The organism is Nostoc paludosum FACHB-159 (genome assembly GCF_014698835.1).
GTDB classification, from domain to species: Bacteria; Cyanobacteriota; Cyanobacteriia; order Cyanobacteriales; family Nostocaceae; genus Nostoc; species Nostoc paludosum.
The window spans coordinates 106,974-122,860 of sequence record NZ_JACJTU010000015.1 but is presented as its reverse complement, the minus strand read 5'-3'; the positions used below and the strand labels follow the sequence as shown (position 1 = coordinate 122,860).

The 15,887-nt window shown below is 45.0% G+C and carries 13 protein-coding genes and 1 tRNA gene; 6 read left to right on the top strand and 8 right to left on the bottom strand.

All coding sequences use genetic code 11. From position 1 onward, the window contains the following. The first annotated feature begins 128 nt into the window (after nucleotides 1-128). On the top strand, nucleotides 129-1,178 hold the full coding sequence (tsaD, locus tag H6H03_RS17165) for a tRNA (adenosine(37)-N6)-threonylcarbamoyltransferase complex transferase subunit TsaD (RefSeq protein ID WP_190956341.1): 1,050 nt from the start codon (nucleotides 129-131) through the stop codon (nucleotides 1,176-1,178). Here tsaD and H6H03_RS17160 read toward each other — a convergent pair. From H6H03_RS17160 to H6H03_RS17150, 3 genes are all read right to left on the bottom strand, one after another. Then, complete coding sequence (locus H6H03_RS17160; protein WP_190956286.1) at nucleotides 1,168-1,356, bottom strand: hypothetical protein; 189 nt, start codon at nucleotides 1,354-1,356, stop codon at nucleotides 1,168-1,170. The genes tsaD and H6H03_RS17160 overlap by 11 nt on opposite strands. Continuing rightward, entirely contained in the window at nucleotides 1,349-2,260 is a 912-nt protein-coding gene (locus tag H6H03_RS17155) for an alpha/beta fold hydrolase (RefSeq protein WP_190956285.1), read from the bottom strand. The genes H6H03_RS17160 and H6H03_RS17155 overlap by 8 nt, the downstream gene beginning before the upstream one ends. Nucleotides 2,261-2,504: 244 nt before the next feature. Further along, nucleotides 2,505-3,224, bottom strand: coding sequence for a hypothetical protein (locus H6H03_RS17150; protein ID WP_086763971.1), 720 nt, complete (start codon nucleotides 3,222-3,224; stop codon nucleotides 2,505-2,507). A gap of 502 nt (nucleotides 3,225-3,726) precedes the next feature. Here H6H03_RS17150 and H6H03_RS17145 point away from each other — a divergent pair. The 5 genes from H6H03_RS17145 (at nucleotide 3,727) to prmC (ending at nucleotide 7,242) form a co-directional block, all read left to right on the top strand. Next, nucleotides 3,727-4,275, top strand: coding sequence for a GNAT family N-acetyltransferase (locus H6H03_RS17145; RefSeq protein WP_190956284.1), 549 nt, complete (start codon nucleotides 3,727-3,729; stop codon nucleotides 4,273-4,275). Between the two features lie 297 nt (nucleotides 4,276-4,572). Continuing rightward, a tRNA-Pro gene (locus H6H03_RS17140) sits at nucleotides 4,573-4,646 on the top strand. 65 nt (nucleotides 4,647-4,711) lie between these two features. Then, nucleotides 4,712-4,840 (top strand): hypothetical protein, encoded by a 129-nt coding sequence (locus tag H6H03_RS41330; protein WP_277926157.1) that lies wholly within the window; start codon nucleotides 4,712-4,714, stop codon nucleotides 4,838-4,840. 667 nt (nucleotides 4,841-5,507) lie between these two features. Further along, entirely contained in the window at nucleotides 5,508-6,326 is an 819-nt protein-coding gene (locus H6H03_RS17135; RefSeq protein ID WP_190956283.1) for a Tic22 family protein, read from the top strand. Nucleotides 6,327-6,351: 25 nt separating this feature from the next. Continuing rightward, nucleotides 6,352-7,242, top strand: coding sequence for a peptide chain release factor N(5)-glutamine methyltransferase (gene prmC / locus H6H03_RS17130; RefSeq protein WP_190956282.1), 891 nt, complete (start codon nucleotides 6,352-6,354; stop codon nucleotides 7,240-7,242). Between the two features lie 40 nt (nucleotides 7,243-7,282). On the opposite strand, the gene H6H03_RS17125 is transcribed toward prmC, so the two are convergent. The 5 genes from H6H03_RS17125 to H6H03_RS17105 form a co-directional block, all read right to left on the bottom strand. Beyond that, nucleotides 7,283-8,140: a calcium-binding protein gene (locus H6H03_RS17125; protein ID WP_190956281.1), complete on the bottom strand. Its 858-nt coding sequence runs from the start codon at nucleotides 8,138-8,140 to the stop codon at nucleotides 7,283-7,285. Between the two features lie 266 nt (nucleotides 8,141-8,406). Continuing rightward, complete coding sequence (locus H6H03_RS17120) at nucleotides 8,407-12,066, bottom strand: VCBS domain-containing protein (RefSeq protein WP_190956280.1); 3,660 nt, start codon at nucleotides 12,064-12,066, stop codon at nucleotides 8,407-8,409. A 116-nt stretch (nucleotides 12,067-12,182) separates the two neighbouring features. Next, the gene (locus tag H6H03_RS17115) at nucleotides 12,183-13,046 is read right to left on the bottom strand and encodes a glycosyltransferase (RefSeq protein WP_190956279.1); all 864 of its coding nucleotides are present in this window, start codon (nucleotides 13,044-13,046) and stop codon (nucleotides 12,183-12,185) included. Between the two features lie 19 nt (nucleotides 13,047-13,065). Continuing rightward, a complete protein-coding gene (locus H6H03_RS17110) occupies nucleotides 13,066-13,347 on the bottom strand; it encodes a peptidoglycan-binding domain-containing protein (protein ID WP_190956278.1) in 282 nt (93 codons plus the stop codon). 153 nt (nucleotides 13,348-13,500) lie between these two features. After that, nucleotides 13,501-15,615 (bottom strand): M10 family metallopeptidase, encoded by a 2,115-nt coding sequence (locus tag H6H03_RS17105; RefSeq protein ID WP_190956277.1) that lies wholly within the window; start codon nucleotides 15,613-15,615, stop codon nucleotides 13,501-13,503. Nucleotides 15,616-15,887 lie beyond the last annotated feature (272 nt).

The window sequence follows — 15,887 nt, the reverse complement described above, 5'->3', positions numbered from 1 at the left end:
GAGCGATCGATGGGAGATAGGGAGATGGGGAGTAAATTGTTGTAGTAGGGTAGTAAACAAGCAACATTTTGTCTGTGCCACTCAAAACTCTAAGCTTGGAACTCCCCACCTCCACACTCTCAACCAAAATGACAACCGTTTTAGCAATAGAAACTAGCTGTGATGAAACTGCTGTCGCAATTGTAAATAATCGTGAAGTTTACAGCAGTATTATCGCCTCGCAAATTCCAGTCCATCAGCAATATGGCGGGGTAGTGCCAGAAGTAGCGTCCCGCCAGCACTTAGAAACGATTAATCAAGCGATCGCTCAAGCTCTAGAGCAAGCCAAACTAGACTGGGATAAAATTGATGGAATTGCCGCCACTTGCGCCCCTGGACTCGTAGGAGCGCTATTGGTGGGATTAACTGCTGCCAAAACCCTGGCGATGGTACATAACAAACCTTTTTTGGGAGTCCACCATCTCGAAGGTCACATTTACGCAACTTACTTGAGCGAACCAAGTTTAAATCCCCCTTTTCTTAGCTTACTGGTTTCAGGCGGACATACAAGCTTGATTTATGTTAAAGATTGTGGTATTCACGAAACGCTAGGGCAAACCCGTGATGATGCTGCGGGTGAAGCCTTTGATAAAGTCGCGCGATTATTAAAGCTGGGTTATCCCGGCGGCCCGGTAATTGACAAACTCGCACAACAGGGAGATCCCCAAGCCTTCGTCTTACCAGAAGGAAAAGTTTCTTTACCTAGCGGCGGGTTTCATCGTTATGATGCAAGTTTTAGCGGCTTAAAAACAGCTGTATTGCGTTTAGTACAGCAACTAGAGAAAGATGGCAAACAAGTGCCAGTAAAAGACGTAGCAGCTAGCTTTCAGGATACTGTAGCGCGATCGCTAACCAAAAGAGCGATCGCCTGTGCCCTAGACTATGGTTTAGACACAATTGCCGTTGGAGGCGGCGTAGCAGCCAATAGCGGTTTGAGAAAAAATCTCCAAGCCGCCGCCACTGAACATAACCTACGCGTCCTATTTCCGCCTTTGAAATTCTGTACTGACAACGCCGCCATGATTGGCTGCGCCGCCGCCGAACATCTATCCTCTGGTCACACATCGCCCTTGACATTGGGCGTTGAATCTAGATTAGCCCTGAATCAGGTGATGAAGTTGTATCAATCTATTGAGTAGTGAGCATGGGGCATTGGGCATTGGGCATTGGAGGCAGAAGGCAGAAGTCAGAAGGCAGAAGTTCTCTAATTTTGAATTTTGAATTTTGAATTGATTTGTCTCCCTCATCTCCCTGATCTCTTTCATCCCCCATGCCCCATGCCCCATGCCCAATACCCAGTCCCCAATACCTATTCACTCTTAACTATCGACCGGATGTAATCGGCTACTGCATCTGGCTGCTCTAACATAGCCAAGTGTCCGCAATTAGGAATTTCTAAAACATTATCACCACAGTATTGAAACAGTCTGTGGAAACTAGCTAAATGACGGACATACTTGGGTTCCATAACTTTGTCTTCCGAACCAGCTAAAAAATAAACTGGCTGCTTAAGTTGGGATACTAGCTCAGGCAAACGGTTAATTTCTTCTTCAGTTGTAGAATCTAACAGAGTTCCCAGCGCCGCTTCTGGGTCAGCCACCACAAAATCAATCACGCGCTGACGTGCCCAGTAGCGCTCTAAAGGACGTGCCACACTGGCTCTGGTAAACAGCAAATCAATTAAAGGCACTTGGGAGAGCCAACGCGGACGGATTTGCAAAAATTTCTGACCTGCTGAGCGAAACTGCTCAAAAGCTTCTTTGAGGTAAATACCACCACCAGCGTTGATACAAATAACTCCCTTAACACACTCAGGTATTCGATCTGCTCCCCATAGAGCGATCGTACCTCCTAAAGAGTGACCGATTAGCCAAGCACTGGTAATATTTAGCTGTTCCAAAAGAATTGCTAAATCCTGAGCATAGGCAGCAGGTGTATAAAGAGAATCGAAAGGTGAGCCAACCCCACCACTGGAAAGAGGCGTCAAATTCACAGACGTTTGTGCCCGACTAAAATCAGTTTTTACCTGGGACTGGGATTCCCCGAAACCCCGCAAATCATAGGACAGGCACTGCAAATCATCTGATAGGCGGGAAATCACAGGTTGCCAGTATCCACGGCTATTGAGCCAACCGTGGATAAATACTAAAGCGTGGGGGCAGGAAGTGGGAGCCGTTAGCTCGTATGCGTGTGGAACGCCCAAGATTTCAATAGTTGCCATACTTATATCGTACCCCTAAGGGTGGGTGCGACTAAATACGAAGTGTGAGGAGTCAAAGGATTTTGGATTTTGGATTTTAGATTGACCTATGCCTCAAGACACGGAAATAAATAATTTTAGATTTGTTTGCCAATCAATAAAGTAGGCTTCTGGAACAAGGCACTCGGCAAACAGACCTTTTGAATTTTTCAATCCACAATCCAAAATTTAAAATCTAAAATGTGACGAGGAATCAGGAGTTTTGTCATTTACCCAGCAACCTCTGTCGCACCCCTTCAGCAATTTTGTGACCCAGATATTCAGGAATCAAGCTTTCATTGGGCCCCAACAAATAGAGAATCAGCCGTGTACGTCCGCGCCAAACGAGTAAATTGGCATTGACTACCAGCAGATCTTCCTGCCAGATGGCGTACATCACTTTGTAAAATAATCCTGGTTGATTATCGGCTTCAATCACTAGGGCAGGGAGATGAAAAACCGGATCGACATAGAATTCAGTTTGTACCTGCTCTAAGCCAGTGTCAAGATTGAATTCTACTGCCAGCATTTCTTCTACCTCAAACCGACCTCCTAAAGCCTCGCGAATGGCGCGGCAGACATTTTCTGCGGTTTTATCGGTCAAGGCTTTACTACCACGAGAGACTAGCAGTTTGATAAAAACTAACATCGGCGGACGGATTTGACCGTATAGACTCAGACCGTGGATTGTTAAACCATAAGCTGCTAGTACACCAAAAATATCGCTGAGCAGAAAAGACTGGTTGCGGTAGGCAAAATGCAAGGCACTTTTGCTACCTTCCGGTTTCAGTTCAATAACAGCGCGTCTAGTCTTATAGAGACGGTAGGCTAGCCGTAAATTTTGCAGTTGAATCTCACTGCTGACGAATTGCTCATAAAACTGGGGAAACGCTCGATTAAAGCGCTTTAGGAGTTCCAGTGTCGAAGATTTTAAACCAGAAGCCATTGTTAAGGGTAAGACTCGCTTGCTTTCGTCACTTGGGGACTAGTGACAGGGTATTGGGAACTGGGGAGTGGGAAAATTTTTCCCGGTATTCAAATCCCTGATATACCATTCACTCCTAAGCTAACCTGCATTTAAGCTGCATACGAACAATTCACAGGATCTTTGCCAGAATTGGGTTTTCTTTATTTATTTCCAGAAAAGTCACAAGCAGCTTGGGTCGTTTCCCACATAGTCAGACAGAGGAATCTCAACAGGGTATGATTTTGAATTACTTATATTCTTCCCTTTTGCTGAATTTTTACTAGGGTTTACAACAAAATGCTAAAGTTGAAGATGATTGGTGTGAAACATGCCCTCACTGGCCGGTACCATTACAAATCTCGAAAACAACCCAAGAATTTTGAGTGTTAGGGGTAGTAAATTAGGTCTAGCTACGTTAAGCATGAATCAACACTCCTGAGAGTGGAAGTCAATTTAGTTATATTACCCGAACCTTGTTGGCATGGGTTTTTGGAAAACTTGGTTTAGTACTCCTGAGTCTGTAGCGACAACTAGAACAAACCCTTTTGAAGAACATACAGCGGAAACCGCAGGCAATGGCCCCAGTGGTGTTAGCGAAGCTTCTTCAAAGGAGGCTCGCATCGTCTTCAGTACAGAGCGAGACATCGATCTGTATGAACTAGAAGAACTCTGTGATGCTGTTGGTTGGTCGCGCCGTCCTTTAAGAAAAGTCAAAAAAGCCATTGAGCATAGTTTTCTTGTCGCCTCAATGTGGCAGGTAAGAGGAAACCAAAAACGGCTCATCGGTTTTGCCCGCGCTACTTCAGATCATGCCTTTAATGCCACAATTTGGGATGTGGTGGTTCACCCAGACTTTCAAAATCAAGGACTGGGCAAGGCACTGATGAAATACGTCCTCAAAAAACTGAGGAGTGAAGAGATTAGCAATGTGACTCTCTTTGCCGATCCTCATGTTGTAGATTTCTACCGAACTATGGGGTTTATGCCAGATCCAGAAGGTATTAAAGGTATGTTCTGGTATCCTCACTAACAGTTGATTCAAATAAAACCCGATTTGCACAATAAAATCAGGTACTCTAGTAAAGATCTATTGTTTTAATATGGTTTGGGAAGGTTAAGCCGACAAACAGGCAAATATTATGTCTTGTAAAACTCAGTCGGCACAAAAACCTTTATTAGTTTAAAGAGGTTATCTATCTGGTCTTTACAGGGAAGAAAGAAAATTATGCATCAACGGTATTATGTGATATAATTTTTTTAATGCTTTTGCGAAAGGGCGATGGCTTACCTAACAAGTCATAACCCAAGGTTAAAAAGTAGGTATAGCCGGGATGTAGCGCAGCTTGGTAGCGCGCCTGCTTTGGGAGCAGGATGCCGCAGGTTCAAATCCTGTCATCCCGATTTTGTTAAGACATATTAATAAAACCCATATTTATCGACAAATTTGGGTTTTATTAGTATTCCAAATGAAAAAATCCAAGTTTACTAACATTGCGATCGCCAACCAAAACTGTTTGTTAGCCAATCCCCACACACGCGTATACAGACGTAGCACTGCTACGTCTGTACAAGGATTTCGGGTAAACCAGAATTGATTTCACCGGATATCTATATTTGTTAAGGTTTTTTGTCTCAACAATTAAATAAATCCAGAAAATCTCTCAAAAATTTCTGCAATTTAGCGTAAATAGGCTAAAGCTTTGTTGCTAAGATGTGCAATAAAATTGCATATTTTTACGCAGAAAATTAATTTGGTTCTTTTGGTCTTGAACTAGCTTTTGAACGATGTTAGCTAAATTTCGTCTTTGATAAATAAGGTACTCATGATACTGTACTTTGTATAAATTTAAGAAGATATTTAGTTATGGTTAGATGGAACGATTGATAAACTCATGCCGTCACCGAATATTAGAGAAAGTCAATAAAATGGCATTTATTATTTTCAGGGTCAAAGAGACTTTTCACTGTTCGACAAGCCAAAAAAAATAGACATCTACAGAATTTAGCAGCGGACAGCAAAGTAAAATTGACAAAAACACAACTTTAGCACAGTCTATTGGTAAAGGCGATATCATAACAATCTTAAATAGTTGGGATTATTTTACTTCGATCGTTGACTTTTAACAGTCAATTGACATCATGAGTTATTTACAAATAAATTTTCACAACTAAAATAGATTGCTATATAACTGAAGCTAGTTGGTGCTGTCCAAATCCAACCATTTGTTTAACTTAATTGTCTTATTGATGCGAGGAGCAGTCATGAAATCATTGGTTCGTTGGGGCGCGACATTAGGTATAGCTGGGAGTGTCTTTTTAGGAGGACTTTCAGGAATAGGTAATCTACCAGGGCTAGGTAATCTAGAGGCGGTAGCTTTACCACAAGATCAGGTAGTGAAAAAGCTACAGGAAGTACCCGTATTCACCCTCACAAATCCTAAAGGTGAATTCGTAGTTCTTTCAAGGAATAACCAATCTAAGACCGTCTCTCAAGTGGGATTTTTTATTAGCAAGCAAGATGCTCAAAAATTCCTTGATAATCGGCTGAAAAAAGAAAATCCTCAACTTGCAAGCACTCTACAAGTAAGACCTTTGTCTTTGGCAGACTACTATAAAATAGTCCTAGAAAGCAAAAAGAAGTCAGACTCAGTAATTTATACTTTAGTCCCGACCCAAGCACAGGTAGCGTCAGCAACAAGTATGCTGAACGCAAATGGTAAAAAAGTTGAGCAATTCAATGGTATTCCCTTGTTTGTGCCCAAATTTAAAAAAGATAATAGCTATCTGACTATTCCTGTGGCAAAAGGCAACGAACGCTACATTCCTTTCTTTTTTGAAAAAGAACAAGCAGTGGCTCTGTTAGATGAATTTAAAAAAGCCGTGCCCAAGGAAGCAGAAAACACTGAAATTCAGGTAGTGGATTTATACGGTGTGATGGAAGCTCTCAATACTAGCAACGATCCCAGTATTAATAAAATTGTTTTATATCCATCGCGGGAATCTATCAATTTTATTCGATCGCTTGCGCCGAATCAGTCACCTGCTGCTAAGCCTGCTGCTGCACCCGCTCCGAAAAAATAACCGATTTGCTCTCCAAGGTTGAGGCATGGGGGAGAAACATCTGATAGTTTCTGGTTTAGAACTTTGGCAGTGGCGGAATGCAGCAACTCAAGCAGCTTGCGCCACTGATGTCCCACCAACAGAAGTAGATTGGTTACTCCAAGAAGTAGCTGGTTTAGACCGTTTGGCACTTCGTTTGGAGTCTTTTAAAAATTGGCCGCAAATTCAGATGCAATTGCCTCTGGAAGAGTTAGATCGGTTGTGGCAGAGGCGATTAAATGAACGTTTGCCAGTGCAGTATATTGCCAAAGCTACACCTTGGCGTCAGTTTAAAATCGCCGTATCGAATGCGGTTTTGATTCCCCGACCAGAAACAGAGTGCTTAATTGATTTGGCTGTAGCTGCTGGTGGTAATACTTCGGGACACTGGGCGGACTTGGGTACCGGCAGTGGAGCGATCGCCATCGGACTAGCAGATGCCTTGCCAAACGCAACAATTCATGCTGTTGATTACAGTGTTGAAGCATTGGCGATCGCTCAAACCAACGCCAATAATTTAGGTCTGGCTGACCGCATTCGATTTTATCAAGGTTCCTGGTGGGAGCCACTGACATTCCTCAAAGGTCAGTTCAGTGGTATGGTGTCGAATCCCCCTTACATACCCACCAGTACCTTACCTAGTTTGCAACCAGAAGTATTCAACCACGAACCACATCTAGCTTTGGATGGTGGTGCTGACGGCTTAGATTGCGTCCGCCATTTGATAGATATTTCTCCTAGCTATTTGCAATCTGGTGGTGTCTGGCTGATTGAGATGATGGCGGGACAGGCAGATACAGTGCGAGAACTTTTAGAAAATCAAGGAAGCTATTGCAAAATTCAAATTCACGCTGACTTAGCTGGAATTGAACGCTTCGCCTTAGCTTATAAATTCTGAATTCTGCTGTATTCAGCAGTCCCGCCCCAACCACTACTGGCTAAACGCTGATAAAATCACCGGCGTTAATTGCGATCGGATTGATTCCAGTGAGAATTGCTAGCACTTCATTGGTAGTGGCGATCGCGATTTGGGTATCAGTACCAACAGCAGTGATACTCAGTTGCCCGAAAGTTAATCCCCCTGCTAAACCAAGTTGGTCTTGAGTATCCGTAAAATCGCTAATTGTATCTCTGCCTTCTGTAGCAGCTAGTACAAAAACATCATTCCCAGCACCGCCAATTAAGTTATCGTTACCAGTACCGCCTCTAAGGGTATCATTGCCATTTTGACCGGCAAGTTGGTCGATGCCGCCCCCACCCAAAAGCAGATCGTTGTCATTACCGCCACTGATATTGTCAGAACCTGCGCCACCATTCAAGGTATCGTTTCCGCCACCTAAGTCAATAACTGCATTTGCATAAGTGCCTAAGAGAGTGACGGTATCATTGCCATCTTGGGGCGTATTACTAGCAGGTTCATCTCCCTTGAGATTCAGGAAGAAGTTACTGTTATTCATGGTGACGGTTATAATGTCGTCTCCATAGCCCCCTGTAATCTTGCCATCAGAACGCGGGGCATTACTAGGATTGCTATCGTTATCCCAATTTGCGGCAAAAGTCACAGTAATTGTGTCATTACCTGCACCACCATGCGCCCCTAAAATACCATCTGAGTCAGTAATTATATCATTGCCATCCTCGCCGAATAGCAAGTCTTTAAAACCTGAGCCGCCGCTGATAGTATCATTTCCGGCTCCTGCTTGAAGGTAGTCATCGCCAGCATTACCATTCAATATCTCTGAATCGATTGTGCCTGTGAAAACATCATTGCCGAAAGTGCCTTCAAAGTTTGCCATGAGTTTCTCCTTATTAGTTGTGTAAATTAGTCAGCGATATTTGAGCTAGTAGTCCGCCAAGTCAACAATGCTTGGTTTGTAGTGAGCGCCTGAGCGCTCAAATCAAGGACTAAAGTCCTTACTACGAACTTATTCACCCAATCATTGTTAGTGTGGTGGACTAGTAGTTGGTGCTAAACTCGGAAGCCAGTGTTTTCAACTCCGAGTTTGGAGTTCGGAACTCGGAGTTTGGAACTTTGAGCCTGAAGTTTCATCTTCTTCAGGAATTAGGACTGGATAATAAAATCAGAAGCCGAGAGATTTGGCGTACCAGTAAGAGTTGCAAATTGACCACCACTGCCGAAACCAGGCGCACTGCCATTTTCGTTGTAGAACAGTCGCCCATTGACAGCATCGTAGACAATCTTGGCACTACTAATGCCCTCTAAAATTGTTAGATTGAATAAGTCAAAACCAATACTCTTAAAATCACTGGGATTACTAAAACCATTTCCAGCAACAGAAGAAATCGCAAAGGTGGTTTTATCCAAAACAATCTTGTCACCCTGAGATTTTTGGAAATCAGTAATAGTATCTTTACCAACAGCAGAACTAGTAAAGGTAGCGTCAGTGTTGTAAACAAAAAAGTCGGCATTAGTGCCACCCGTAAGTACGTCATTACCAGCACCGCCCACAAGAGTATCATTACCAGCACCACCAGTCAGGCTATCATTGCCAGTACCTCCTCTTAACAGGTCGTTACCGCTTTTACCATCGATTTTGTCATTACCACCTTGAGCATTAATTACATCATTAGAGTTGTCAAAACCTACGGTGTTGTTATTCAAATCATTGAGGAATGTCACCGTGTTTTTTTGCAAAATGCTGGTATTATTCCAATTGGCATCGAAGACATCAAAGCTGTCGCTGAGGGTTGTTTGTCCATCAAAGAGAATGTTGCCAATGATTGGCTGTGTCCCGGATGCTGGCAGATTATCCAGGTTTTCTAATTGGAAGTTTTGCAGCGTGACTTTGGTATTGGCAACGTTATCAAAAGTCACTTCTAAATTTGAGCTATTTTGAGTCAGTTGCAGATTTTTAGCAGTTAATCCCGCACCTGTAAATTGTAGTGTGTCAACTTGAGCGATCGCTGTTGCTGATGGATTTGAACCTTTGCCTACCCCACCAAAATCAGTGATGATGTCATTGCCATCGCCAGCACGAAAGATGAATTTGTCTTGACCACCGTTACCTGTGAGGGTATCGTTATCAGCTAAACCGGTGATGATGTTATTGCCGGCTGTGCCAGTTAGCCGATCTTTATTTGGGGTGCCTGTGAAGTTGACTTGTTTGATGGTGAGGTTGACTGTTGCTGTGTCAGTGCCGCCATTGCCATCGCTGACGGTATAATCAAATTTGGCATTGCCAGTGAAATCTGTAGTCGGGGTAAAGACGACATTGCCGTTATTGACAGCTACAGTACCGTTAACGGCGTTAGTGACATTAGTAATGCTTAAAGTAGAACTGTCTACATCGGTGTCGTTGGCTAAAAGGTCAGTCGCCAGCACAGTTAAAGGCGTGTTTTGATTAGTAGTGGCTGTGTCATCACCTGCGACTGGGGCATCGTTGACACCATTAATGGTAATGGTGATAACTTGACTAGCTGTACCGTCAACAGAACTGACTGTGAAAGTTTCAGTTTTAGTTTTACCTGTGTTGATAAATTGTACCGCACTGTTGGCGACGTTGTAAGTGTAAGTTCCTGTGGGCATAATACTCAGGCTGCCTAAGTTGCCGCTGTCTGAGGTGACGCTGGTATTAAATTGGTTTTGACCTGCATCTATGTCACTGACGGTGAGTTTGCCCGTTGCCGTTAAATTGGTCGTGCTAGTATCTTCGGTGACTGATGTGGTAGGTGTGCCTGTGATGGTGGCGGTATCGTTAACACCATTAATATTGACGGAGATGTTTTTACTAGCTGTACCATCAAACGAGGAAACAATAAAATTTTCGGTTTTGCTTTGACCTGCCCCTAGAGACTGTATGATATTGTTGTTGAGTGTGTAAGTCAGGGTTGTGCCTGTGGCATTTGCTTCTAGGCTACCAAGATTTCCTAGTATTGAGGTAATCTTTCCAAATTTGTTTTCACCTGAATCGACATCATTAACGGTGAGGTTGAGAGCAATTGTCAGGTCGGGACTACTCGCATCTTCAAAGATTTGTACTATATTGTTGCCTGTGATGGTAGCGGGATTATTAGGTATTAGTTCGCCAAAGTTATAGCCTGTGGCGTTAGCACCTGCTGTCAAAGAAATATTGCTAATCACATCATTACCTACTACTGTCCCTGAGGCGGAACCGGCAGTCTCTTGACCGTCCTCGTAGCCAGTGGGTTGAGTTTCAGTCAAGGTGTAAGTGCCTGGAGCTAAATTTGAGAAGGAGTAACTTCCTGTGCCATCTGTTGTGGTGGTTAAGTTGACAGAACCGTTAACAGTATTTGTGGCAGAAAGTGTTAAAGTAACGGCTGGAAATGGAAAGCCCGGATCATTTCCGTCAAGGATACCGTTTTTGTTGGAGTCAAAGTAAACTCTGCCAGAGAGCTTGGCTGCGGTAAAGCTGACTGTGCCATAGAGGTTGGGGTCACTGTTAGTAGCACTGTTACCATTAAAGGTGAAGTCGCCTGTGGCATTGACTTGTGGAGCAGTGGTAACACCTGCGGCGGCTGCTAGGTCGGGAGTAACCGCAAAGATGGCGCCACCGATGCCTTGACTATTGCTGCCTCCTGTTCCGCCTGTAGCAGAGTTATTGGTGAAGCTAGTGTTGTTGAGGGTGAGGGAGCCAGAGCGGATAAAGATGGCACCACCCAAGCCGGCACCATCGCCACCGGTGTTGCCGTTGCCGCCGCCGAAGCCGCCGAAGCCGGAGCTTCTGCTGCTGCCGCCGCCACCGCCGCCAAAGCCGCCGCTGCCGCCACTGCCGGAGCCGAAGCCGCCGCCACCGCCAAAGCCGCCACTGCCACCGAAAGACGAATCGCCATAGCCAGCACCGCCGCCGCCACCGCCGAAGTCGCCGCCATTGCCGCCAATGCCGCCAAAGCCGCCACCGCTGCCGCCGCCGCCGCCGCCAGTGCCACCGTTGCCGCCTTCCCTGCCGCCGCCACCGCCGCCGCCACCGATGCCGCCGCCGCCGCCAGTGCCACCGCCAGCAGGAAGACCTCCAAAGATAGTACCACTGCCGCTACCGCCGAAGCCGCCAAAGCCCTGACTAGGGCCATTGCCGCCGTTGCCGCTGAAACCGCCGCCGCCACCGCCGCCCCCTACGCCTAAGCCGCCGTAGTTGCCGCCGTTGCCGCTGAAACCGCCACCGCCCCCGCCACCAGTACCCTCACCATTGCCGCCGTTGCCGCCGAAGCCGCCGCCGCCGCCGTTGAGGTCTTTATTGAAGCCGCCGCGCACGCCGCCAACTGCCCAATTATTATTGAAAGCAATATTGTTGAGCGTCACACTAGTTAGAACTGAGTTACCATCAGACAAGCCATTAATAAATAAAGCACCCCCCATACCGCCACCGCCACCAGCGCGACCACCACCATCACCGCCTTTACCTCGTCCATTGCTCAAATTGAGGTTAGAGATACTAACGATGCCCTGGTTGACAAACAACAGGCGGACATCACCGTTGTCATTAATCCCGTTGTTGTTAGCATCGCCACTGATGGTGATATTGCTGTTGGGATTGCCCTGAATCGAGATGTTGCTGTTGATGATTGGCAGCATGGTGGTGAGCCTAATGGTGCTGGGCGTGGTGTTGGTAAACACATTGCCATCAAAGGTAATACTGTCATCGCCAACAGTATTATTCGCTTCAATAATCGCCTCACGCAGCGAGAGAACGCCGTCGGCGCTGTCTATGTTGTCATTGGTGGTGGTTACAACAATATTTGCCATGATAAAAATCTCCTAAGTTCTCCATGAATTAATCGGTCTGTTGGTCAAGTGAGACCACAGTGGTGTTGGGATGTTCGACCCCTGGCTTGAGAGGGTAATGATTACCAAAAGCTGGTTTAGGCAGCATGAGAGTAAAAAGTGCGATCGCGCTCCTCATTAGGTGTAGAATCGGACTGCTGCAAAGTAGTGGGTGCTGCACAAGCATCTGTTAGCTTTTGATCGATGAAGTAGCGGGCTTGCACTTCTACTCGCAGTTGATAGCGATCGCTTAATCCCCGCCGCACCAGTGCTTCCTGGATTGCCCGTTGAGATAATAGTGCAACCTCAAGCTGTTGGGTGCTGGTAATGTTATTGGGGTGACGACGGTAGTAATAAAGAGGCTGATTGAGATGGCAAATCTCAGTAATTTCCGAGAGGCGCAAACACAGGTCGTAATCCACAATTCCATCAAAGGCTTCTCGAATGCCCCCAACTTCCTCGTATACTCGGCGACGCATCAGGCGGAAGTGAAAAATCATAAAGTCAATCAACAAGCGGTCTTTGCTGTAAGGAATTTGACAACGATTTCCTAAGCCTTGTACTTGCCCACCTGGGCTAAGATCCCAGTAATTGGTGTAAACCATTCCGACTTGTGATTGAGATTCCAGCACTTGAACTGTCAGTTCTAAAGCCCGGAAGTCTAAAGCATCATCGCTATCGAGTTGTCCAATGTAAGTGCCTTTGGCTGCTGCAAAAGCCTTTTTCAAGGAAACGGCAAATCCCTGATGAGGAGCTGCAATCACCCGGATACGCGAATCTTTTTGAGCATAGCGATTGGCAATTTCTAAGGAGCGATCGCTTGAGCCGTCGTCCCAAACTATCAGTTCAAAATTGGTGTATGTCTGGATGAGAACGCTTTCGATCGCCACTGCTAAATAGCGATCGCGGTTATAAACAGGCATGACAACCGAAACCAAGGGCGAATTAGAAGAATTAACCATTGAATCTTTGTTTTAAGTGCTAAAAATGTTGTTCGAGGCTCAAAAAGGCATAATTGAGGGCGTGCCAAGTTTTTTGCCCCACAATACCGTCGGGTAATAGATGGAAACCATGCTGGAATTTTTGGACAGCGCAAGCAGTTTCTCTATCAAATCTGCCTGTCACGTCTTTAGCTGTTAAATATTTGTAGAAAACCAACAAGCGTTGTAGAGTTTCGACAGCATTACCCCTGTCTCCTTCTTTTAGTTGTGGCAGATGGCAAGAATTATCTGTCTGTATTCGATTTTTAGTGTCATAAGGCATTTTATTGCTGATATAATTAGCAGGACTTACACACTCAGATCCCCAAACTGAGCTTTAGAAATTCCCCCCTGTCCAAAGAGAACTAGGGGGGGATCTAAATTTCAAATTTCAGTGGGTAAGTCCTAGTTAGAACTAGCAGACATCTCTAAGTGTCTAAGCCTGAATTGCAAAGTTGTACCCTGCATAGAGAGTTGGAATATTACTCAACTGTGCAAACTGACTTCCTACACCAAAGCCAGCAGCACTGCCATTCTCGTTATAAAACAACTTGCCATTGCTGCCGTTGTAGACAATCAATGCACTACTAGTTTGCGCTGCGGCATCAGTTGTTACTGTGGCAAATTCGCTAGCAACACTAAAACCATCGCCGACAACACTCTTGAGAGCTGTAAATGTTGTCTTATCTAGCACTATGGAATCCTTAAATGGATTTGTTGTAGTGTTCAAGCCTACAAAGTTCGTAATCGTATCAACACCGATCGCTGTTGTATAAGCTGCATTGGTGTTGAACGTGAAGCGATCGTAGCTGTAGTATCCTCCAGTTAGGGTATCATTTCCCAATCCGCCTGTTAGTGTGTTAACGGCTCCGTTATCTCCTAAGACGGCGATATTGTTATTGCCACTGTTACCCGTAACATTAATCGTAGAAGTAGGGACAACAAGCAGGTTCTCTACCTCATTCGGGAGTATGTAAGTAGAAACTGGCGTACTCAACAATACTGTGTCTGTTCCTTCTCCTGTCTTTTCAAAGATTGTGTCATTGGTGCTTCCGTTACTGTTATCAGCATTGGACAGCACATAGGAGTCATTGCCAACTCCACCAATCAGGCTATCAGTGCCGGCTCCACCATTGAGGGTATCATTGCCGACTCCACCACTGAGGGTATCATTACCTGCATTGCCACTTAGGCTATTGTTACTGTCATTGCCAGTGATGATATTATTGGCAGTGTTGCCTGTACCGTTAATTGCTGCACTGCCGATGAGCGTTAAGTTTTCGACTTCGCTGCCTAAAGTATAAGCAATAGAGGAATTAACTGTATCTATTCCTTGTCCTGCCACTTCAGTGACTAGATCGGCGGCATTATAGACCACATATAGGTCGTTGCCTGTTCCGCCATTCATGGTATCATTGCCTACTCCACCATCAAGAGTATCGTTGCCTGCATCGCCAAAAATGCGATCGTTGCCTGCATCGCCAAAAAGCCGATCGTCGCCTGCATCGCCACCTAGTTGGTCATCACCATTGCCGCCAGATAGCAAGTCATTGCCGTTTTCTCCATAGAGAACGTCATTCCCCTCTTCACCATAGATAGAGTCATTGCCATCTCCACCGCGGATAGAGTCATTGCCAGTGCTACCAGAAAGAGAGTTAGCAACTGTATTACCAATGATGTTATCGTTAGCAAATCCGCCAATTGCATTTTCAATGGTGACTCCATAGGCGATCGCTATATTTCTTTGATCGGCGCTACCGTCAGAACTACTTGTAACAGCATTAAAGTAAGGGCCAATGGAACTAAAAGAGCCTGGAGTGAGATTGACAGTAGTGTCAACCCTTTGCCGAGAAGCACTGAGAGTATCTATACCACCAGCATCCCAAATCGTCTGAAAGCCAACATATAAGCCTGTGTCTGCGTTGCTTTCCCAAGAATATATGTCGTTACCAGTTCGAGTATTGTTGTTTTTACCATATAGATATTGGATAGCAGCAATATCGTAGAGTTGGGGAGCATTACCCACTCCAGCTGCCCAATCATAAGACATCACAGTATATCTGCCATTATTTTCGCTTGCTGGCAAATTGGGCGAATCGTCAAAAGGATGTTTCATCCCCAAGGCATGACCAATTTCATGAAGCAAGACTGTAAAGCCACCTGAATAATCGTTTTCGTTGAGCGTTGGACCTGAATTGAATTGATTGTCTAACAGGACAACTGAACCAGCAGGCTGATATGGAGGTACAGTTCCTTCACTATAACCTCTTGCAGTTGTTAACTCAGCTATGCCAAACTTTAGGTTTCCACCTTGAGCAACTTCAGTAAAAGTCAAGCCAGAAATTTCGCTATAGCGCTGTAGAGCGAGTTTGGTTGCATTCTTTTGCTCCTGGGTCATGGGAGTAAAGTCGGAGATTTGTCTATAGAGACCAGTAGGAGCGGTGGTTAGGAAACTATAAGTTACATTTACCGGACTCCCAAGAGGAGAACCATAATTCCAACGAAATTCTGAGCTTACTAATGAATCAATGTAGTTAATTCCGCTAGGCATTTTAGTGTTTCCTATTTCTAAAGGTTTGGATGTTGTTTGAGAATCAATATCTGCACGAAAATGTCAATCAGTCATCTATGCCAACAAGGCCAGATGCTAATTGAGTTAGTCTGTTGAATCCACAAGCTAGCCTCACTACCAGTTGAGTGCAGATTTCATCAACTGATATCGCCAATCTGTGGGTGATTTACAGGTTTGTTCTAGCTCTTGGTGAAGTCAGATGTTTTCACAAGGCTAGTGTCAGTGTCTTGTTCGTAACTGTAAATGTGCAG